13 protein-coding genes are annotated in these 23,672 nt (G+C 40.5%); 5 read left to right on the forward strand and 8 right to left on the reverse strand.

From position 1 onward, the window contains the following. Nucleotides 1-12: 12 nt before the first annotated feature. From IPP32_06145 to IPP32_06175, 7 genes are all read right to left on the reverse strand, one after another. Entirely contained in the window at nucleotides 13-6,423 is a 6,411-nt protein-coding gene (locus IPP32_06145; GenBank protein ID MBL0047662.1) for a T9SS type A sorting domain-containing protein, read from the reverse strand. A gap of 277 nt (nucleotides 6,424-6,700) precedes the next feature. Further along, complete coding sequence (locus IPP32_06150; protein ID MBL0047663.1) at nucleotides 6,701-7,450, reverse strand: ATP-binding cassette domain-containing protein; 750 nt, start codon at nucleotides 7,448-7,450, stop codon at nucleotides 6,701-6,703. Nucleotides 7,451-7,465: 15 nt separating this feature from the next. Next, nucleotides 7,466-10,576: a CotH kinase family protein gene (locus tag IPP32_06155; protein ID MBL0047664.1), complete on the reverse strand. Its 3,111-nt coding sequence runs from the start codon at nucleotides 10,574-10,576 to the stop codon at nucleotides 7,466-7,468. A 123-nt stretch (nucleotides 10,577-10,699) separates the two neighbouring features. After that, nucleotides 10,700-11,566, reverse strand: a complete 867-nt coding sequence (locus IPP32_06160) for an ABC transporter permease (protein ID MBL0047665.1) — start codon at nucleotides 11,564-11,566, stop codon at nucleotides 10,700-10,702. 21 nt (nucleotides 11,567-11,587) lie between these two features. Then, a complete protein-coding gene (locus tag IPP32_06165; protein ID MBL0047666.1) occupies nucleotides 11,588-12,556 on the reverse strand; it encodes an ABC transporter substrate-binding protein in 969 nt (322 codons plus the stop codon). Between the two features lie 60 nt (nucleotides 12,557-12,616). After that, nucleotides 12,617-12,988, reverse strand: coding sequence for a DUF1987 domain-containing protein (locus IPP32_06170; GenBank protein ID MBL0047667.1), 372 nt, complete (start codon nucleotides 12,986-12,988; stop codon nucleotides 12,617-12,619). Next, nucleotides 12,975-14,120: a hypothetical protein gene (locus tag IPP32_06175; GenBank protein ID MBL0047668.1), complete on the reverse strand. Its 1,146-nt coding sequence runs from the start codon at nucleotides 14,118-14,120 to the stop codon at nucleotides 12,975-12,977. Before IPP32_06175 ends, IPP32_06170 begins: the two co-directional genes overlap by 14 nt. Before the next feature lie 203 nt (nucleotides 14,121-14,323). Here IPP32_06175 and IPP32_06180 point away from each other — a divergent pair, with 203 nt between their 5' ends. The 5 genes from IPP32_06180 (at nucleotide 14,324) to IPP32_06200 (ending at nucleotide 22,103) form a co-directional block, all read left to right on the forward strand. Next, the gene (locus IPP32_06180) at nucleotides 14,324-16,540 is read left to right on the forward strand and encodes a T9SS type A sorting domain-containing protein (protein MBL0047669.1); all 2,217 of its coding nucleotides are present in this window, start codon (nucleotides 14,324-14,326) and stop codon (nucleotides 16,538-16,540) included. 6 nt (nucleotides 16,541-16,546) lie between these two features. Further along, nucleotides 16,547-17,680, forward strand: coding sequence for a DNA polymerase III subunit delta (locus tag IPP32_06185; protein MBL0047670.1), 1,134 nt, complete (start codon nucleotides 16,547-16,549; stop codon nucleotides 17,678-17,680). 168 nt (nucleotides 17,681-17,848) lie between these two features. After that, entirely contained in the window at nucleotides 17,849-19,273 is a 1,425-nt protein-coding gene (locus IPP32_06190) for a hypothetical protein (GenBank protein MBL0047671.1), read from the forward strand. A gap of 21 nt (nucleotides 19,274-19,294) precedes the next feature. Then, entirely contained in the window at nucleotides 19,295-19,777 is a 483-nt protein-coding gene (locus IPP32_06195; protein ID MBL0047672.1) for a gliding motility lipoprotein GldH, read from the forward strand. Between the two features lie 88 nt (nucleotides 19,778-19,865). After that, nucleotides 19,866-22,103, forward strand: a complete 2,238-nt coding sequence (locus IPP32_06200) for a transglycosylase domain-containing protein (GenBank protein MBL0047673.1) — start codon at nucleotides 19,866-19,868, stop codon at nucleotides 22,101-22,103. A gap of 45 nt (nucleotides 22,104-22,148) precedes the next feature. On the opposite strand, the gene IPP32_06205 is transcribed toward IPP32_06200, so the two are convergent. Beyond that, nucleotides 22,149-23,606 carry a T9SS type A sorting domain-containing protein gene (locus IPP32_06205; GenBank protein MBL0047674.1) on the reverse strand — a complete coding sequence of 486 codons (1,458 nt, stop codon included), beginning with the start codon at nucleotides 23,604-23,606 and terminating at the stop codon, nucleotides 22,149-22,151. Between the last annotated feature and the right edge of the window lie 66 nt (nucleotides 23,607-23,672).

The raw sequence follows: 23,672 nt of genomic DNA on the forward strand, positions 1-23,672 counted from the left end.
AATGACTTTACCTTATTTCACTACAAATTTCACGCGGTAAACGTTTCCATTGATTTGCGCTTCGGCCATGTAAACTCCTGCTGCTAATTGCATTTCAGGTTTAATGGTTAAGATAGCTTCTTCTTTGGTGATAACGTCAGCACTGTAAACTTTGTCGCCAATCATGTTGAAAATTCTTACTTGAACTTTTTCGTTGGCAGCTGTAATTCCTTGTAATTCGAGGGCAAATTGTTGATTTACAGTTGCAGGATTTGGATATACACTTAAATTAAGTGCCCCTTCAACAGCTTCAACTCCTTCGCTGGCAAATGGTGAGTAACGTGGCACAGTTGCCCCTGTTGTAAAGGTACAAACTGGTCCGTATGCACTCCATTCTCCTGCATAGTATGCTACTTCGATAGTATAAGTTGCATTAGGCAACATGTTTTGATATCCACAGCACACTAAAGTACGTGATAAGCTGAACGAGTTGTTTGAGTTATAGTTGTATACTACTTTTGAGTAAGGCACTCCACCTACATTTGTAATGCGGTAGGAATACAAACTTGCTCCCGGTACTGCAGTACAGAAAATGGTGCTGCTAAATTGCCCAGGACTAAGCGTAGTTCCACAGATGCCAAGCACTGAGGTTGATGGAGCAGCCGGTGTGATTACAGTACAAGGAGTTCCATAATTTAACCAAACTCCACCTACATAAGCTTTAACACGCACTGAAAAAGTAGTACCATATTTAACGCCTGCAAGCCAAATCATTCTGAAATCGAGGTTTCCATTGCCACGATATACAGTAGCAGTAGTAAATCCTGGAGCACTAAATTCATATTGATAATTCGTAGCACCGGTAACTCCGCCAATGAAAAACTGATCGTTGAGCGATGATAAAGAAACGTTACAGTTGGTCAATGTAGTAGTTGGAGTTGCAGCGGTTAAATCGAGCTTACAAGTAGTACCATAAGGACCCCATTCTCCCGGACGATTTCCATAAGTAACACCAGTTTTTCCAACTAAAGCACGTGTTTGAACATCGTAACTGAATCCAAAACGTACGCGGTCAACTAGTGGCGATGATTGGTATGCCCAAACTAAACGGAAGTCGAGGTTACCACTTGAACGTTGCCAAGTGTGATCATAGTCATATGCACCACCCGGCACATCTTCCACAATGCGATACATATAATCATTAGCACCCGATAATGAATCTGTTAAGATACGATCATTAAGGTCGGAGATTACATAATCGCAAGGACCTGCAACAGTTGCAGGATTGTTACGTAATTTAATTGTAGGGAAAGCACCTAATGATACCGGGCATGAAGGACCATAAGGACTCCAAACACCATTTTTGAAGGAAGCAACTTGCACATTATAAGTGTATCCATAAATCACACCCGGAGCCCATTTTAAGCGGTAGTCAGGGTTTGAGTTATTACGATAGTGTTCGAAATTGTATCCGGCTTGACCGCCAGTTCCTACAATTTTAAAACGGTAATTGGTAGCACCTGCAATTGGAGTAACAAAAATTTGATCATACATACTTGGTATAGTAGTACAATATACAGGATTAATTTGTGGTACGGGTACCTCACTGATAGTAACATCATCAATATACAAACTTCCTTGATTAGGCTGACTAGTTGCACGGAAACCAAAATAAATTACACCGGTAAAAGGGGCAAGATAATCTGTTCCGGTTTTTTGAGTATACACCATACTGTTGGTAGAAAACAAATCGGCAGAAGAACCACTCATAGTAGAAGCATCCGGTAAAGTTGCAATGCGCATTTCATAAGTCTCGGTAAATGCACCTGTTGCAGTTCTGTCGTACCAGCTGGCGCGATAAACTTTACCAATTGTTACATTAATTGGAACAGTAAAGAAATAATCATCTAATGGATTGGTATTGTCAGGATTTTTATCAATGCGCATGTGGTTTGCACCTGTTCTTGGTGCAGCAGTTGAAGTATACCAAAGACTTGTTCCTAATTGATCACCATTCTCAACGGTAACACCACATGGTAAAGCTGGAGCAATAACTCCTTCGCCACCCAAAGTGTAAGTAACCGCTGGTAATACATTTGTAGCTACCACCGGTGTAACCGATTGTGATGGTCCTGAATTAAATGTACCAATAGTACATCCAACAGCATCGCCAAAATCATTAAAAGGTATTACCTGATAGTAATATGGAATATTTGGGTCCAAAGTTGGCAAGGTGTAACTTAAAGCGCTTCCAATTGCCGGCTCATATACAATGAAATCCGTCATTGGATTATCTTTGGCAACATATACTTTATAAGATGCACAAGGTCCGGCTGTATTCCAAGAAAGTGATGTAGCCGTGATACATGCAGTGTTATTGGGAGTAACTGTAACACAAGAAGGTGCTAAACCACCCGCTGCAGAGAAAGAGAAATCATCAATAGCTAAACCGTCGTCACTTCCCACCTCATCTGCATCGTCCCAACGAATAACTAGTGTTTGGCCGGGAGCCCAGGTACCAACACAAAAAGTAGCAGTTTTTGCAGAACGATTTGCAGCTTGATTTCCATCAAGTGATGCTCCTAAACCTCCATGAACTAAATTACTAAAATTAAGGTCAGATACTGCAGTAAAGGAGCCGGTCGAAATATCAGTTCCTCCTACTTGATAACTGAACGATAGGGTATTTTGGTTTGTACTTCCACCGTCTCTCCATTGTTCGCCTGTATAAGAAATTGTAATTTCAGATAATGGTCCACCAGAAGTATTTGTAATAATAGCACCTAAACGAGAAATAACCTGACCACCTGCTAATGAGCCGAGTGCTCTATCGTTAGAAGCGGTAGTTCCATAACTATAAGCAGAGGCGGTTGTTCCAATTCCATTATCGATTGCAAATTTAGCATCTAAACCGGCGCCATTGGCTTTAGCAAACTGCCATCCGTTGGTTGAGCCTGCACTTAAAGGAGGAGCAACTGTAAAAAACGGACCAACGCCTTTTCCGGTATAGTCAGCTGAACCAGCTAAAGGTAAACTATTAAAGTTTTGAGTATAGGTACCTCCACTGTATGGAATAGGAGCGGGAATGGTTGCATTCGCGATTCCTGGAGTTGCTCTGTAATTAACTGTTCCGGCAGTTCCATTGTATTCGTAAACTGCAAAATGATAGGTAGATCCGCTGGTAAGGTTGGTAACCGTAACAGTTGTACCAGAGCCATCATAAACTATCTTATTGCCACTTCCTTGATCAACAGCATTTCCAAAATCGCTGTCCACACCACTTGGTGCTGTACCATCAGTTGGTACAAATGAAACAGCAGCACCTTCACGAGCCACAACAATTCTATTGGCACCATTGCCCGCCAGAAAATTCACTATTGCAGTGCTGGTAGTAAGGTTGGCAATGCTAACAACAGACGAAATGGTAGGTTCAGCAGCGGAAGTAGTACCTGAAACAGCTTCATTTTTAGTAACTGCACCGGTACTAGTATGTGCAATATTAGCGCTATGCGGTCCAGGTGTACCTGGCGCGTATCGAACAAAAATAGTTGTAGGTGCTACAGTTACACCTACTGGGGTAATATCCAAAGTATTTGGATTGGCCACCCATGTTATTTCATCTAAAGAAACTTCAAAATTAACAGGAGGAGCAATTTGCAAATCAGCAGTTAAATCAGATCCTTCAACAGTATAAGTTTGTGATGGAGTACTTTGCGTTCCAACACCAGTCAAAAAGGATGTAAGTGAACCACTTAAGGTAATGGTAGGTGTAGCAGGAGCATCAATAGTAATATTGCCACTTGTTCCGGCTGTTAAAACATCACCGGCGGTTCGGGTTGCGGTAATAGTAATTGTTTCAATTACGTTATAAGTAACGCCGGTAATTGTTGCCTGATTAGATCCTGCAGCAATCTGACCTGTTAATGTGCCACCAAGTGCACCGGTTCCGCTTGCAAGCGATATTGTGAAATCGGTAGCCGTTAACACATTTTGAGGAGTGTTAGTTGCATCTTGTGCTTGCACCGTTACACTAAAATTGGCATTTTGAATTGGGTTGGCAGGGGTAGTGCTTACAACGGCCAATTTGGTAGGTAGGGTTGCTGTAACCAATAAATTATCAATAGAAATTTTATCTCGGTTTCCTCCACCAACAATTGCTCCCGCATGGTTGTAAAATCTTAATCTTGCTGTAGGTGAATTTGTGAAGTTAGTTGGTAATGGAACTGAAATGGTTCCTGAATTAATTGGACTTGTATTTTGAACATCTAAAATTAGAGCAGCCGGTATTTCTGTAAAAGTAACATTGTCGGTACTCCAATATACGCGTAAAGTTGTTGGTCGTGTTCCTGAGCTGTTGTCGATGGCAGCCCAATCAAAACTTAGGTTACCTGCATTTACCCCTGTAAAGTCCATTAAAAAATCAACGGCAACTGCTTCTTGAACGGCGCCGCTACCTGTTGATAAAAACACCAAGTTTCCGGTGCCAATTTGAACACCACCTGAAAAGCTGGTTGAAAAAGCAGTGGAAGATTTTGTTGTTCTGATTCCATCATTGGACGAGCCTCCTGGAGTTATTGGATAAGAAGACCATGGGCTAGCACCTGCCCCTGAAGCAAAGTTTGCTGACCAAGTAGCTACATTGGCAAAGTTTTCGGAATAGGATAAACTTGCCATTGAAACAGGAACAGCATTATTAAGTAGTGTTTTAGTATTGTTAATGCCTTGCGTTGTAGTATTATAATTAGAAGTAGCTCCATTTCCATTGTATTCATAAACTGCTACATGATATGTTGTAAAAGCCGAAAGATCTGTAACTGTTACAGTAGTTCCAGTTCCGTCGTAAATAATTTTTTCTCCAGAGCCCAGGTCGGCTGCAGTTGTATAACTTGCATCTATACCTCCCGGAAGCGTTCCTCCATCCGATGGAAAAACAATTACAGCACTATTTGGTTTTATTATTACAAATCTTCTAGCACCATTCCCACCGGTTAAATTAATTTGGATAGAAGATGAAGTAATGGTTCCAAAAGTTACTACACTAGAGGAGGTAGGTTCAGTAGCAATTGAGGATCCCGAAACAGATTGGTTTTTAAGGTCGCCTGTAGTAGTGTGAGTTATGTCTACTGGGCCAATGCTACCTGCACTTGCGGGATTGTAGCGAACATCAATAGTTGTTAAAGGAACAGTAGTACCAGCCAAATTAATATTGCTTGTAGAAAATGCATTTACGCCGGTTCGAATTTCAAAATCGGCTGGTGGGTCAATAACAATATCAGTGGCTAAGTTAATACCGCTTACTTGATAACTTTGCACCGCGCTAGGTGTTCCTACAACAGTAGAGAAAGGTGTTAGAGAGCCGGTTATAGTGATTAAGGGAGCTGCAGCAGCAGCTACCGTGAATGTTGAACTAGTTCCAGAAGTAAGTACATCGCCTGCAGTTCGAGTAGCGGTAAGACTTACCCCAGCTTCAGCGGTGTTGTATGTTACGGAGTTTAAGGTTATGCTACTGGTTCCTATAGCTATTGTACCTGAAAAAGTTCCGCCAATAGCACCTGTTCCGCTTGCAACAGAAAGTGTGAAATCGGTTGATGCAACAACATTTCGGGCTACACTTCCTGCATCTTGTGCTTGAACGGTAACACTAAAATTAGCATTCTCAGTTGGTGAGGCAGGTGAGATGGAAGTGATGGCAAGTTTGGTAGGATTTACAACCATGGCAGTAGCCGTAACAGTTACGTCATCAATCGAAATTTTATCTCTACTTCCAGCACCGGTAACAGTTCCAGCATGGTTGTAAAACCGAAGACGAGCTGTTGAAACATTATTAAAAGCACTTGGTAAGGCCACCGCAGTAATGGAACCTGAATTTACAGTTTGAACATCTAAGACTTGTGCAGCTGCAATTTCAGTGAAAGTCACGTTGTCGGTACTCCAAAAAATGCGCAAGGAGGTTGGTCGAGTGCCGGATGAATTATCAACTGCAGCCCAATTGTAACTTAATGTTCCTGCATTTACACCGGTAAAATCCAATAATAAATCAACTGCCACAGCCTCTGATGTGGCCCCACTGCCTGTTGATAAAAACACCAAATTGTTAGTGCCTTTTTGCACGCCACCTCCGGTTGTTGTTGTAAAAGCAACAGAAGACTTAGTAGTTCTTTTACCATCATTGGCTGAACCCCCCGGAGTAATTGGATAGGAGTTCCATCTGCCTGGTGTTACAACTGGCCCGGTAATACTTGTCCAAGAGGCAATGTCATTAAAATTCTCAGTATAAGTTAATCCAATTTGAGATGACATTGGAACCGGTGTTTGTGCTGATGAAATGTTGCTTACCAAAAATAGTAGCAAGGGTAGCATAGCAATCCATAGCTTTTTGCTTCGAGCGATTAATGATTCCGAATACTGAAATCGATTCGATTTTTTGAGTTGATTTTTCATCATGTTTTAAGTATTAATTTTTAGTATGTGGTTTGTGTGCAAAAGGAATGTTTTAATGTGATATTAGGTAGTAATGCGTTTTAAGAAATCATTAACAAAATTTCTATAAAGATAATTTTATAATTGAATAATGCAAATGCAACTAGTCGAATTAATCGGCAAGGATGTGGCTTTAAACGGCAAAAGTTATCCACTTTTTGCTAACAGCGCTTTTTGTTGAATGGAATTTAATTATTGATTGTGGGTTTTCAGCCAAGCAATTCGTTAAGATTGCCATAACTCAAGCAAACCATTCAAAAAGCTCAGGGACAGAGAGCGCTTGCTTTTCGGCTCCGATTTTGTCGCGTATTACAGCTCCTTCGGCAAGCTGAATTACACGGGAACCATAGCGTTGAGCATACTTAATTTCATGCGTTACTAAGATGGCGCTTAATTTATACGCATTCACTAATTCTTTCGCTTTTTCAATTACCAATTCGCTCGATTTAGGATCCAATGCAGCAGTGGGTTCATCCAATAAAATAACTTTGGTAGTATCCATCACCGCCATCAGTAAGGTGAGTGCTTGGCGCTGTCCTCCCGACAGCAAACCCATGGCTTGATCCAGTTTATGTTCGAGCCCCATTCCAAGAAAGGAAATTTTGCTTTTAACAGTTTCGCGAAAGGCTTCATTAATTCCACGTTTTAGCAATTTGGGTTGTGTGCGCAATGCGGCTAAACGAAAATTGTCGAGTATGCTCAAATCCGGAGCAGTGCCGCTTAAGGGATTTTGAAAAATGCGTGAAATGTATTTACTTCTTTCAAAATCTTTCCAGGTACTTACCTTTTCCGAATCAATATAAATCTCACCTGTATCTAAAAATAGGCTGCCTGCTACTGCATTTAACAAGCTCGATTTTCCGCTTCCATTGGCACCAATTAGTACTGCAAATTCGCCGTCCGCTATTTTTAAATTAATGTTATTTAATGCCGTAAATTCATTTGCTGTACCACGGTTAAACTTTTTAGTAGCATTCACAATTTGGATCATGCGCAGCCGTGTAAATTAAAGTTTAACCAATTTTGCTGTTTGGCCTTCGAGGGTGCGCAAATAATAGATTCCATGCGTTAAATCCGAAACATCCAACTGCTTCACCGCAATGGCTTCCTTCACAATTTGACCTTGTGCATTATAAATTTTAACATCTGCAATGCGTGTAAACTGAACCATTGTATTGGTAACGGGATTGGGATACAAAACAAAATTGTGCAACACAATTTTAGGTTCGAAAATTTTATCTAAAGCATTAGATCCGCTGGGAGTGGGTTGACTAAAAATAACCAAATTTTTTGCGCCATTAGGATAGCGCCCATAAGAATTATCTGCTTCAATATTTCCAAATGAAAGCGAATCGATAATAGTTACGCTATCGGGTGCTGTTAGTTCAATTCGTTCTCCCGAAGCCCTTAATTTAAATGGTGTATGGAGCTTTCCTTGTCCCTCTTGATGATCTGCCCAAATCAATAAAAATCCTTTGGGAGGAATAATTGTTTCGGGCGTTCCTTTTGGAAATTTATATTTTGTTAGATTTGAAATATCATCCGAAAGAAAATAGCCTTCTACATCTACTGCATTATCTGATGGATTATATAACTCAATCCAATCGTCATTTTCGTTATAAGGGTCTTTGATAATGTTTTTATTGGTGGCATTTATTTCGTTAATCAAAATAGAATTTACATAAGTAAAGGAAGGGTCTGGGCCAAACACTGCAGTGTAGGAGGCATTTCCCAAAGGACTTGCCGTGATTTTTGCGTTTGAGCTGGTATTACTGCCAGCCCAATATAAAAACTTGTAACCCGGTTTAGGAATAGCGGTTAAATTTACTGGAACCCCTTTAAAGTAAGTTCCTGACCAGGGATATACACTTGTTTTAACACCGGGTAATTTATAATTTACCTGAATGGTATTGATTTTTATTTCTCCTTGCGCTTTATCATTTACATCCAAAGTAATTTTAAGCGTATCCTGTAGTCCAAAATATTCCATCAATCGCCTGCGGTCATTTACAGGACGCTCGGATGCAAAGCCCAGAAGGTTATTAAAAATATTATCCCATTGTGTTAAGCCCGGAACTTCTGTATTACGCGCAACAAGTGTTGTAGCAAGCGATGGGTAACGCCAGCGATTCACATGTTCTAAGATGTCGGTAGCCAGCAAATTTTTTTCGGCAGTAATTTTTTTGGAAACTACCTTAGAGGAATAATTGCTATTAAGCAAATCCGCATAACGGCTTAATAAATCATTTTTAAATCCATTGTTCTTTAAAAGTGCCCGCAGGAGTATGGTATAGTTTACATATAGCGGCTCGTCATTGGTAGCTCTCTTAATGCTGTTGAATGTGGGTGTAACATTAGGGCATGAACCACCAAAGCCTCCATCTAAATCGTAAAAAACCCAGCGCCATCGTCCGTCTAATCCATAGGCAGCACCCGGTTCGTAGTCGGCAGTTTTTTTGCGCCAGAAGCGGGTGTTGTTATTGGGCCAATCTCCATTTCCAATATACATTTCACTTACCTGAAAAGTGATGTAGTTTTCGATGTCCATTTGTGTATTGACATAGTTGTAATTTTCGGTAATGGAAAGGTCGTTGTTGCTTACAAAATCAATGAGGTTAAGGTAATGCTGTTCATCTCCTTCCACTCCTTCGGTAAGTTCGCCTTTGAGTTGGAGCATGGTAAAATCTTCATTTTTTATGTTGAAGTTGTGCTGAAAATAGGCATTGTCGAAGCGCTCCTTAATGCACTGTAAGCCCCAATATTCGCCATTAATAAATACTACAACCATTTTGTAATTGGGAACTTCCATATTCAAACCATCACAAATTTTGTCGGCCATATTATCGCGTGGAAAGCAATCGGGGCGGTGACCACCATTGCGCAACAGAATTTTTTCGAAAACGCTGATTTCCTTTTCATCAAAAAATTTATAATTAAAATTAGCTACTTCGTTTTGTCCTGTTTTGTAAAAGCGAAAGGATTTTTGTGGAGCATGCCTTCCTCCATTGCCATTCAATTCGCCATTTGAATAGCGCGAAAATCCAAGTGAACCGTCTTCATTAAAAAATTCGAGGTAAAGTGGAATTGTCCATTCCGGTCCGGAATAGGAGTAATCACCATCAAACAAAGGATCATTAGGCCGCGGTTTTCCGTATACATATATTCCGGAATCTTCACTAAATAAATTTTCCTTATCGGTGCTAATTGATAATACGGGAAATTTATAGCGTTCATTTAAAAGCGAATCAATTATATAAGTCCTCGTTTTAGTTTCGCTGGGGATGGCATTTCCGGCGAAAGCCTTAGCCCGCACAACATTTACTTTTTGCACATTTCCATATGGAGGCAACCATCCGCGTGAATCTGCTTTTGAAGTATCGAAAGTATAATAGGGAAAATTTAATCCGGGATTGGTAGGAATTAAAGAAATTCCATTGGGATCGTTAGCACGTGTGCTTAATTTTAATGAAGAGGTGTAAACGGGCGAAGCAAGGGTGGGTTCTGAGCCATCCAAGGTGTAGTGAATGCTTACTCCCGAAAGGGGATGTGAAATTACCAACTCAACGGTATCGGGATAAAAGCCTGCAGATGCTGAAAAATCAGGTGTTTCTAAATTGAGTGCATAATATTTAGAGCTGTTATTTGTCTTTCCGGGCGTAGGTATGGCAAAATAGCCAACCCCTGTTGAAGCATCATTTTTGCGGCCATACGAAACGTTGGGTGTAAGATAGGGAGTGTAAAATTTATCTAATTTGTTTCCAGAAGGATCTGATAAAAATATTTTTGCTCCGGCTGCATTAAGCGCAAAATTGGTGTGCAAATAGTGTCCCATTTTGCGGTTTTTACCCGATGCAAATACCAGCAGAAAGGATTTGGCATCGAGCACTTGATTTGGAAAAGTCCATTTCATTAAATTTAAGGAATCGTTGCTCAAGGCCATTCCTTGAAGTTGCACAGCGGAGGTACCATTGTTGTAAATTTCTATCCAATCATTATAGTCATTGTCCTCATCGGTGACACTAAAGGTGTTTAAAGTCAGCGCCTCATTTATGAATAAGGATTGTGCATGGGTGGCAAGCTGAAGAAAAAAGAAAATAGCGATTAATTTAAACTTCATTGGAGTGGTGTTAAGTACTGCAAAAATAGCCTTATTTATTGGGGAATCCTCTAATTGCTTTGTTAAAATTTGAACAAACAAATTGTTAGAATTTGAACAAATAGCGAGGCGAAACCAAGTACATTATTGATTTTGCTTTTTAAGTCCCGGCAAGGCAACTACAGCCAATACAAAAAGCGCCGTAATTAATTTTAATAAGTTAGGATTTAGCCCTAGCGATAGACTTCCGGCAAGTATAAGCCGAAACAAAATAGTTCCGGCAATTACACCAATAATACGCCAGGCAATGGAGTTTTTGCCCAGCCAATTCATGAAGGTATCACCAATCATAACCGCACCTAAGCCCAGAATTACGATTCCTATGCCCATGTTAATATCCGCAAATCCCTGCAATTGCGCCACCAAAAATCCGCTAAGGGCAACCAAAGCATTAGAAATTGCCAAACCAATAATTTTCATTCGTTCGGAGTTCACACCTTGCGCGCGCACCATTGTTTCATTATTGCCAGTAGCGCGCATGGCAATTCCAAAATCGGTTTTCAGAAGCCAGATTAATAACACCGTAAAAAGGATTACAAAAATCAAAAGAATAACAAGCTGCGAAAGTTGCTCTTGTTCTGGAATGGCAACTAGCGTAAATAGCGTATCCACATCCATCAAGGGAATGTTGGATCTGCCCATAATCATAAGGTTAACTGAATACAAAGCGGTCATCACTAAAATTCCGGATAAGAGCGAATTTACTTTTAAACGCGTATGTATAAATCCTGTGCAGGCTCCGGCCAAAGCTCCTGCCACTAAAACTGCAGGTAAGGTTAGTGCAAGTGAAATGTGATTTGTAATAAAAAGTGCTGTAATAGCAGCACCTAATGTGTAGGAACCATCAGTAGTAATATCCGGAATCGCAAAAATGCGCATCGATATAAATATGCCATAGCCAAGTGTTACCAGGCAGAGTCCCAATAATAATGCGGCAACATAAAAGTTCATACCGAAAGGGAATGGCTAAATTTAATTTTGTGTGAATGAGCTATCTGCTTTAATGAAAAAGCTTTCAGCAACTTTTTTATTCAGCATTCGTTTGCGCAGTGTCACGAGTTCGGGAAGCGGCAGAGCGGCGGATTTGTTTTTTAAAAACATTGTTGCTTGCACCCCTGCTTGATGGCCCCATTGATACATATCCGCTCCAAACGCAGCAATTGCACCTCTTGCTACCAATCCCGCCTCACTGGTAAAAACCGGAATTTTTGCCTCTGCACAGGTCTTTGCAATTGTTTCGAAGGAAGCAAAAACGGTATTATCGGGCATGGCAAAAAATGCATCTATTCCTTTAGCTATAAGCGATTGCACTACTAATTGGGTTTCGGAAGAATTACTCACAGCTTGCGCTTCCAGTGCTATTCCGTTGCGTTTGCACTCTTGTAAAATATGCTCGTAGGCGGATACTGATTGGGGTTCGGCCTGGTTGTATATTAAACCGAGTTTATGTGTTTGCTGAAAAAGTAATTTAATTATCGCAACGGAAGTGTCGATGTAATTTAACGTTTCATACACGCCAAAAAGATTTTTTGGAGCCTTGCCTTGCTTGTCTAAAAGTCCTGCTAATTCGGGACTAGGGGCCACCATCATACAAATGGGAATATTTTTGGTTTTTTGCACTGCGGTGATGGTGCTAATGGTAGTATTGGTAGCAATTAAATCCACCTGTTCAGAAACAAAGTAATCGCAAGCTTGGGTGAGTGTTGGAATATCGCCTTGAGCGTTTCGGTAAATAATTTTAATGTTCTTTTTTTCCTCGCTAAAACCGTTTTCGTTTAAGGCATCAAAAAATCCTTGTTTAGCTTGTGCAAGTGTTTCATCCTGAAATGCGTCTAAAAAACCAATTGTAATTACCTTGTTTTTAGCGTGCTCCGAATTGCAACTCAGAAAAACAGTAAGGTAGCTTACAAGAAGAAAGAACCAAAGTTTGCTTTTTTTCATAAAATTCAAAATAAAAGTTTGCGTGTCTAAAAACATCAAACTAAAATTAGAATGATTTGTTTAAACGGCTTTGTATTCGACTTTAAAAGTCACTAGTTTTTGCAACAGTTCCCCGCTTCGTTTCATATTAATATCTCCTTTATCGTAGTTCCAAATGACCTCCACTTTTTTGTTTTTTGATATTTGTTCAATCGCAAAAAATATTTTCATCATTTGCTTGGTGGTAGAGGTGCTCATAAATTCGAAATGAAAACTAAAATGACTTATTTCTAAGGGAGCTTTGCTATATTCCATCAACCATTCAATAAGCGGCAGGTAAAATTTTGCGGTATCTTCAGGCATGGAACGTCCAGAGATTTCAAATACTCCATTTTGTGCATCAAATACAACTTTGGGCGTATCTTCTGTTTGAACCAGATTAATTTGTTTCATTGTTTTGGTAATTAATTGTCGTTTTTATTAGTAAAAAGGAAAGTTCCTCCGAATAGGGTGTAATGTCCATTTCAATTGGGTTTCCGGTTTTTAATCTCACATCAATAAAACCTAATCCGGCGCCGCGCGTATTTTCTTGTGTTTCTTTTAAAAGTACATCTAAAAAAAGACGGTTGAGTTCTTTTAAACCCATTGCATTCAACTCTTGAATGCGATTGGAAATTTTTTCGACGCAGGAATTTTTAATATAGTTTCCGGAAAGTAAAGAACAGTTTTCAGCTGAATCTGCAACCATAAAAATACCCGGTTTTTCATCCGAATTATTGTTTTTTGAAACCCCATGAAAGCAAATATTTTGAAGCAATTCAATCATCAAGGCCATGGAAGTTTTTTTAAAGGTAACATTTTCGTTTTCAAAAGTGCTTCCGGCAGTCATTTTTAATAAGCTTTTCAGGTTTTCGTGGCCAAACAAACCGTGGTAAAATAACTTTAAATTGTTTTCGCTTATGGCGGTGTGTATATCCTTAGCTATGGCTAGATTTGCGGCTGAGTCGAGCAATAAATCCAAGGGTTGTGGCGCATTTTTATCTGCAATATTGCTTTGAAAATAAAAATAGGAAAAGCCTTTACTCAAGGGAACAAAATCATACACGAGTTTATTTCCTGATTTTCGGGCAATCTCAATTAAACCGAGACCCGCACCACCTTTATCTGAAAAACTTCCTTCACTTAATATTTCTTGGCAATAGGCTTTTAATTGCACACCATCCAAGGAGTTTACCTTATCCAGTTTAAAACGCAATTCGGCAATGTGTAAATCATCAACAATGTTTCCGGAGGTTACCTGATATCCTCCTTTATATTTATCGATGCAAAAAAATCCATCTTTCAAACGCTCATTTGCATCGCCTTGGTGTTGGGTAATATTTTGCAGCGATTCCACCATAATAAAATACACTTTCTTTTTGGTTTGAACCGATTCGCTTTCTGCTTCTAAACCTGTTTCGGCAAGTGATAATATATGCTGCGTAAGGTCTTCAGTAAAATTTCCACTATAGGCATAACACAATTGATGCTGATTCAGTTTTCCGAAAAGTTCGTTAAAAAAAACAGTATTCCTAGCTTTTAGCATATTGGGGCGAAGATTCACAAATATATAAATAATTGTAATCTGCTGTTGCTTAGCGGAAGCCTTATCAAAATAGTGATTACCGTTTTATGGATACACGCATTGCTGTGAATTAACTTTTTAGGTGTGTAACCATAAAATCAAAATATACTATTGCTTTAGGGCAGCAAGAAGTGTAAATTAGCCCCCTATATAATTTTAATAAAATGAAAAAAATTGTCTTACTCTGTTGTTTCAGTTTGTGCATTTTAGCTGCTGAAGCGCAAATTTTTATTTTTCCAATCGTGAAAAATTCTGCCTGCGGAAATTCCGGCGGAAGCATTGAATTATTTGTTGGCGGAGGTACTTCACCCTATACCTATTCATGGACAAATGGTGCCACAACGGCAATTAATTCGAATTTGAGTGCAGGGGTGTATAAGGTTTTTATAAGCGATGCCATTGGCGATACGGCTTCTTTACCCATTGGCGTATTTAACGATCCTTTTATTGATCCTTCTTTTGGTTTTTTAGATTTTGATCCGAATACAAATTTTTATTATTCCTGCCGCAGTGTGTGCAATGGCGGGTATCGTGCGGTTGAAAGTTTATTGAATGGAACAGCTCCCTATACCTTCACCGCTGCAACGGGCACACAGCAAGTGTTGCCCAATGGAAACGGAATTGCTTTTTTAGGACATTGCACCGGCGATACCATTGTGGTTACTATTTCTGATGCCAATGGTTGTCAAGGATTATTTTCGCAACCGCTGTATGGTCCGCAGCGCCCCGAAATGCGTGTGCTTAGTGTGCAAGGTGCCTGCAACAATGGTGTGTATGGCTCAGCCGTATTTCGCATTCCAAACGAAACAGGCGGATTTAGCGGCAATTTGAGTTATGAAGTATTTTCACCTAGTACCGGATTCACGCAATTGCAGCCCACTGCATTAAGTGGCGTGTATGAAGCAGGTGGTTTACCTGCCGGACATTATTACCTCGACCGCTATTATTCTTCTGCTTATATTAATTGTGAAGACGACACACTCGAATTCGACATCCCCGATTTGGGCGACAATTGTGCTACTGTGAAAGGGATGGTGTTTGAAGATGGCAATACTGATTGTATTCCGGATGTTATGGAACGCGGTATCGCCAACCAGGTTTTAAAAGTAATGCCGGGTTCCAATTATGTGGTGAGTGATGCTAGCGGTGCGTATTCCTTAACCCTACCATTTGGAAGTTATACTATTGAATGGATGAATCCACCGGCAACTCAAACTTGTCCTGCGAGTGCGGTAAACCCATTTTCGTTGACATATATAAACGCAACCGAAACTGTAAATTTTGCGCATGCACCAACTACCGATAACGATGCGGCAGTGTATGTGCAAGCCGGCACCGGTGCTTTTACCCCTGGATCAAATTTTTCGGTAGAAGTTGAGTATAGCAATTTAGGTTCGGCTCCATCGGCAAATGCCAAACTCTATTATAACTTTAGTTCGTCTGTTTCATTTCAAAATGCGAGTATAACTCCCGACTCCATTGGTGCAGCTGTGCTGATGTGGAATTTGGGAGCCATTAATCCGACTACTGCTACCAATGCTATTGAAATTAATTTTACCCTCTCTCCGAGCGCAACTGTTGGAGCTTATTGGCAAAGTTTTGCAATTCTATCAAATGTCGGTTCGGATATTAATATGGCAAATAACACAGCTACTTTAAATCTTACGGTGGGTGCTCCCTTGTTCGACGATACTAAAAAATTCGCAGCCGATGCTTGGGGAAATGTAGGAAGTACTCTGCTAGTGGATATAGACAATACAATTTATTACACTATAAATTTTAAAAACACCACAGCAGATACTGCTTATTATTTAACTATTGTAGATACCTTGTCGCCCAATGTGGATATTTCTACCTTTCATTTCCTAGCATCTTCTGCCAGCTGTATCACCAGCATTGACAGCACTAGGGTGCTAAAATTTTATTTCCCATCCCTCGCGCTTCCAAGTAGTTCAGTGAATGAGTTGGGTAGTCGCGGATATGTGAAATACAGTTTGGATGTACCTACTTCTTTGGCCGGGCAGCAAGCGCATGTTTTAAACAGTGCTTCCTTGTATTTTGATAATTATTCGCCACTCGAAACAAATATGACGGATGTCTCAGTTGATATTTCTGTGGGTATAAAGGAACATGTCACTAATAGTGCAGTTAAGTTATTTCCTAATCCTGCTAAGAATAACTTACATGTGCGCTTAGCAACCGGAACTGATGCACTTGGTAGTGTACGTATTTATAGTGTGGATGGACGAGAAGTGATGCGGCAAGCCATAAATGAAAATGAAATTAATTTGGATATTCATGGCTTGACTTCTGGAACTTACCTCTTTAACTACCAAGCTAAAAGCGGCGTGCAACACAATTTATTGTTTGTAAAGGAATAAGGAAGCATGCTTTTTAAGGATATAATAGGACAACAAGAAGTAAAGGAGCGTTTGGTATCGACCGCTAACGATGGGCGTATTAGTCATGCGCAATTATTTTTAGGTCCCGAAGGTTGTGGCGGATTGGCCATGGCGCTTGCTTATGCACAATATATTTTGTGTGTAAATAAAGTTGAGGGGGATGCTTGTGGCGTTTGTCCGAGTTGTGTTAAAAACAATAAAATGGCGCATCCCGATGTGCATTATGTGTTTCCAGTAGCAACCACTAAAACCGTTACCTCCAAAGCACTCAGCCATGATTTTATTACCGAGTTTCGCTCCGAGGTAATTGCGAATCCTTTCCTGAATTTATTCGATTTTTTGCAGGTACTAGGAGTCGAGAATAAGCAGGGTAATATTAGTGTAGATGAAAGTGCGGAGATTTTAAAAAAGTTAAGTTTAAAGTCCTACGAAGCCGATTACAAGGTGATGATTATTTGGATGCCTGAAAAAATGAATGGTCCGGCTGCAAATAAGCTCTTGAAAATTTTGGAAGAACCGCCTGAAAAAACACTTTTTATTTTAGTTGCCGAAAGTCAGGATGCCTTGTTGCGCACCGTTTTGTCGCGCACCCAGTTGGTGAAGTTGAAAAAAATTAACGATGCCGATTTAACCCGGCACTTAATGGAGAAGCATGGCTTGAGCGAAAGCATGGCCAAGCAAACAGCGCACTTGGCAGATGGCAATTACAACGAGGCACTAAAATTAATTCACGCCGACGAAAGCGATAGTTTTTACATCGAAACCTTTCGCACCTGGATGTTATTGTGTTATGGCCGTAAATTAAACGATACCATTAAGTGGGTGGATACAATGGTTCCACTAGGGCGGGAAGTACAAAAAAAGTTCTTAAGCTATTCCTTGCGCATCATCCGCGAAAGTTTGCTCACTAATTTAGGAAGTACTTCCTTGGTAAAATTAACAGCCGAAGAGCAAAAATTTGTTTCCAATTTTTCGAAGTTTACCCATCCGCAAAATACTGCTCAACTGTTTGAGGAATTAAATAAGGCTTACGCCGAAATAGAGCGCAACGCAGCGCCCAAAATTTTGTTTTTGGATTTGTCGTTTCGTTTGTATGGATTGGTAAGGGCGGTGGCTTGATTTTTTAGAGGGAGTGGTCGGACACTAGTGGTCCGACCACTCCCTCCAGCATTCTCACATCAAAAAATAAATTTGTACCTTTGAAAATTCGCTTCAGCGCGACATAAAATTATTGTTTCACACAACAGAAACCGAATAGCGTGGTTTCTTTAAAATATAGATTGTAGAATGGCTTGTGGAAGTTGTGGCACCGGTGCCAATGGATTACCGGGCGGGTGCAAAAATAACGGGGCATGTGGCGTTGGAGGATGTGGAAAACTTACTGTTTTCGATTGGTTGGCCAACATGGAATTACCCAAAGGTTCAATTCCCTTTGATATATTGGAAGTCCGCTTTAAGAATGGCCGCAAGGAGTTCTTCAAAAAGGAAGCGAACGAGGAATATTTTTCGGGCGATATCGTTGCTACTGAAGCGTCACCAGGGCACGACATTGGCGTGGTTTCCCTTACAGGTGAATTGGTGCGACTGCAAATGAAAAAGCGCAACGTGCGCATGGATTCACCCGAAATTCGTAAAATTTATCGAAAGGCAAAACCGACAGATATTGAAAAGTGGCATGCAGCTCAAAAGCTCGAAAACACAACCATGTACCGCGCCCGTACCATCGCCTTAGAGCTAAAACTCAAGATGAAAATCAGCGATGTGGAATATCAAGGCGATAAAACAAAAGCTATATTTTATTACACTGCCGAGGAACGCGTTGACTTTCGTGAACTGATAAAAGTTATGGCCGATGAATTTCGCGTGCGGGTAGAAATGAAACAAATTGGAGCACGTCAAGAGGCTGGTCGTTTAGGCGGAATTGGTTCTTGCGGTCGCGAATTGTGTTGCTCCACTTGGTTAACCGATTTTCGTTCGGTAAGCACCAGTGCAGCCCGTTACCAGCAGCTTTCCTTAAATCCTTTAAAATTAGCCGGGCAATGCGGCAAATTAAAATGCTGTCTCAACTATGAGTTAGACAGTTACATGGATGCCATCAAGGATTTTCCGGAAACAACCAGTAAACTCGAAACAAAAAGAGGAAAAGCTTTTCATCAAAAAACCGATATTTTTAGTCGCCGCATGTGGTATTCGTACACCGAAGATCCCGGCAATTTTATATTGATGACAGTTGATCGCGTAAAGCATATTCTGGAAATGAACAAGCGCGAGGAGAAGCCGGATGAATTGGTTGAATTTAAAGACATTCCGGTAGTAGAGAAAAAACCCGATTACGAGAATGTGGTGGGGCAGGATAGCTTAACCCGTTTTGATCAAAAGAAAAAATCAAACAATCGCAACAAGCGTAAAAAGCCAAAAGCGGCAGGTACTGCATCGCCAACAAATGCAGGAGCTGAGCCAAATGCAGCTGCAAATACATCTGCCAATAGGCTTGTACTAGCTGCCAATCCGCGTCCTGCGAAATCAAATCCGCGTCCACCACAAGCAAAGCAAGGCAATTCAGCTCCGGCAAAGCAAACAGGTGCCCCACAAGTGAAGCAAAATACCGGAGCAGCCGGAAATGAAGCAAAACCGCAAGGTCAAAACCGTAATCGGAATAAGCGTCGTCCACCGCGACCGGCATCTACTCAACCGCCAAAAGCAGAAAACTAAATCGTTTAATACTTAGCATTGATGTTTCACCTTATCCGCTCTCTTGTTAAAAATTATTTAGTGCTGCTGCTCTTGGTCATGTTACTGGCAAGTTGTGATTCCAAACGTATTTATGAACAAAATATTGAAATTCCCAATGGGGTGTGGAACACAAAAAACAAAGCACGTTTTGAAGTGCAGATTGCAGATACCCTAACGCCTCATAACTTCTACATCAATGTGCGAAATGCCGGAGGATATCCTTACAGCAATATTTATTTGTTTTTAGAAACCGAATTTCCCGATAAGGTATATGCCCGCGATACCATCGAATGCATTCTTGCCGATAATTCGGGACGTTGGTTAGGTAGTGGAAGTGGCGACATTTGGGACAATCAAATATTATTTAAAAAAGGAGTTCGGTTTCGCAAAGCGGGTAAATATGTATTTACCATGGAACAAGCTATGCGGGTGCAAAATTTGCCCATGATTATGGATGTGGGCATGCGCATCGAAAAGCAATAAAAGCAGCTAACACAGAGAAAGTCCTAGATACATTCTTGTTGGGACACAAAAAAATTTAAATAAGCAGCAGCAGCGAAGCATACAAAAAATGGCAAAAAAAACGGATACAGGAAAATACGTAAAGTACTTATGGATAGCGGCATTGATGCCATTGGTAGCGGTTGCAGTATTTTTTATTTACCTGAGCGTGTTTGCCGATTTACCATCGCTGGAGGAATTGGAAAATCCAAAAAGTAATTTGGCTTCTGAAATCATTTCTTCCGATCAAAAAGTGATGGGTAAATACTATATCGAAAACCGTACCAATGTGAGTTTTGAGAATTTATCGCCCAACTTGGTAAATTCATTATTGGCTTCCGAAGACATTCGTTTTTACAAGCATTCCGGGGTGGATTTAAAGGCATTGGCGCGTTCCATTTCAGGAGTTATTACCATGAAAGAAGGAACAGGAGGGGGAAGTACTCTCACACAGCAATTGGCCAAAATGCTTTTTCCGCGCGAGAAAAGAAGTTTGATTGCAACTATTTTCAGAAAGTTTAAGGAGTGGATTATTGCGGTGCGCTTAGAACGCAACTATACCAAAGATGAAATTATTGCGATGTACCTCAACAAATTTGATTTCATCAATAATGCGGTTGGAATAAAATCTGCCACGCGCATCTATTTCAACACCACACCCGACTCACTAAAATTGGAGCAAGCGGCTTTACTGGTAGGAATGGTGCAAAATCCAACCTTGTTTAATCCCCTTCGAAAGCCGAAGAATGCATTGGAACGACGCAATCAAGTGTTGTATAAAATGTATAAGAATGATTTCTTGACGCGCACACAATATGATTCTTTAAAAGTTCTAAAACTCAAAATCAATTACCATCCGGAGGATCAAAACCAAGGAATGGCTACCTATTTTCGCGAGTTTTTGCGTGATTACATGAAGGATTGGTGCAAAGCCAATAAGAAGCCGGATGGCAGCAGTTATAACTTATACAAAGACGGTCTAAAAATTTACACCACCATTAATTCGCGCATGCAGGAATATGCAGAGCAAAGTGTGAACGATTGGTTGGGTAAGGATTTGCAGGAGAAATTTTTTAAGCACTGGAAAGGGGTAAAGAATGCGCCCTTTTACCGCATGAATCAAAAAGATATTGATCATTTGATGCTTACTTCGATGCGTCGATCAGAACGCTATCGCGTGATGCAGAAAGAAGGCATCAGCGAAGATTCTATTTTGCTTGCGTTTAAAAAGCCGATTGAAATGACTGTTTTTTCATACAAGGGAGAGTTTGATACGGTGATGAGTCCAATGGATTCGATGCGTTATTACAAATACTTTTTGCAATCCGGTTTTATGAGTATGGACCCACATACGGGATACATAAAGGCTTGGGTGGGAGGAATCAATTATTCACACTTTAAATACGACCATGTGAAAATGGGTAAACGTCAGGTAGGTTCCACGTTTAAACCGTTTGTGTATGCTTTGGCCATGCAAGAAGGGTGGAGTCCTTGCTATCAAGTGCCCAATATCCCGGTAACCTTCGATCTGCCGGAAGGCGGAACCTGGAGCCCCAAAAACTCCGATGGAAAATATGGAGGAATGATGACGCTTACCAAAGGATTAGCGACTTCCACCAACAGTATAACAGCTTATGTGATGAAACAATTTGGTCCTCAAGCAGTCGTAGATTTAGCGCATAAAATGGGCATACAAAGTCACCTCGATGCAGTGCCCTCCCTTTGTTTGGGAACCTGTGATATTTCCTTGTATGAAATGGTGGGTGCCAATGCCACTTTCGCAAATCAAGGTGAGTGGATAGAGCCCATGTTTATTACCCGCATTGAAGATAAAAACGGGAATGTGTTGCAAGAATTTATTCCTAAACATGTAGAAGCATTGAGTCAGGAAACCGCTTACCTTACTTTAAATTTAATGAAAGGGGTGTGTGATTTTGGAACCGGTACACGTTTGCGTTTCCGCTATGGCTTGCGCAATCCTATTGCAGGAAAAACAGGCACCACGCAAAATAATTCCGATGGTTGGTTTATGGGTATTACACCCGATTTAGTTAGTGGCGTATGGGTGGGAGCCGAAGACCGCAGTGTGCATTTTCGCAGTACCGATTTAGGTCAGGGAGCATCCATGGCATTGCCTATTTTTGGCTTATACATGCAAAAGGTATATGCTGATAAAACACTTAAAATTTCGCAAGGCGATTTCGAAAAGCCGAAAGGAGTGGAATTAAAAGTGGAAACCGATTGTTCCAAATACAATGAAAAGGACGATGAGGAGGAAACGATTGAGTTTGGGGATGAGTTTAAATAGAATATTTAATTCGTCTTTGTATTTATGGTCTTTTTAAGTACTTAACTAAAACACCATAAATTTCTTGATATAGCAGTTGTTTTTTGTTTGCACTTCTAGCAAATACGCCCCTTTCGAAAGTCCGTTAAGATGTAAAATAGGGGTAGCAAAAAGCACCGAATGTTGCACCTGACCTAAACTATTTCGAACCGTTAATTTTTGAATGGTAGAATTATCTTCAAGTAAAATAGTGAGGTTTTCCTTAGTTGGATTGGGATAAAAAAGCAAGTTGTTTTGCTTGTGTTCAAGCGTCGAATTAAACATACAATTTTGAATGGAGTTTAGTGCAAGCGGTGAAAACATTTTTGCCACCGAGTCACAACGTAAAGCTATGTTGTCGATATTGTGACCTTGTCCGGCTTGAGCGGTATTGGCGCAATCTACTAAGGCATTACCGGTCCAATTGTTCACAAAATCAAATTTGTAAGAAGTAAAATTCAGCGCTTGGAAATAGCTTGAGATGGCACAGGAGCCATAGGCCCAAGGAACATTGCTATACCCCACACAATCGTTAAATCCTAAATTTACAAAGGGTATACACTGATTAATAGCCATGATAGGGCGTGCCGCTCCGCAGCCAACCACCAAATCATTGCCTTGATGAAACAGATATACTGCCGGAGTATCCACCCCATTCAACCAGTTTTTTGAAAGTGCTTCTGTGAAAAAGGCTCCGTAAAATGCTGCCACAGCCCTTACCCGCGAAGTATACCCATTTAAATTTTTATTCCCTTCAATGCTTCCTAAATCGGGTCGAGTGTAATTGGGCAATTGTCCTTGCGGTAAATGATTTAATAAACTTTGACAAAAACTCAGGTTGGCATTGGTAGCAGGGGCATTTGGCAATGGTCCGCAGTCATTAAAGCGTTCCGATGCTTGGTCCATAAATGCGGCACCCAGTGCAGTAATTGCTCCGGCACTTTCTCCGGCCAAAAATACCGCATCTGCACAGCTCGAATCGAGGATGCTTCGGGCCTTCATAAATCGAATGGCCGATTTAGTATCCTGCATGGCTCTAAATGCAGCGCGAAGTACTTCGGAGGTATCCGAAACATAGGCACACTGTGCAGCACCGCTAATAAGCGGACAATTTATTCCGGGAATGATAGCAGGATTGGTATGCATGCCCATTCGGTATTGAATGCTGGCCACAACATATCCGCGTTGTACAAACTCTTTGCAAATTTGAGCGGGATAATAATCGTTGGGAGAGCCACCGAGCCAGGAACCACCATGCACATATATTAAAATTGGCCTTTTGGTATTCGCATCTGCCTTTGGTTTATAGAGGTGTAAATAGCAGGTTTCAGGATATCCCAAGTAATTGGTATCTGTGGAGTACACCACATTACTATCCACACTAAAGCCATATTGTTTCAGCGTAAATTGTGCATAGCTATTGGTAAATAAGCAACTCAGCACTATTAAAATGATTTGTCTCACATCTTGTAATTTGATGGACATAAAGGTATTTATTATTTCAATGCATGCTTGTTTACTGCTATTTGTTTCAAATACATTAATTAAGTT

The sequence above is a fragment of the Bacteroidota bacterium genome (assembly GCA_016721765.1).
Lineage (GTDB): Bacteria > Bacteroidota > Bacteroidia > UBA4408 > UBA4408 > UBA4408.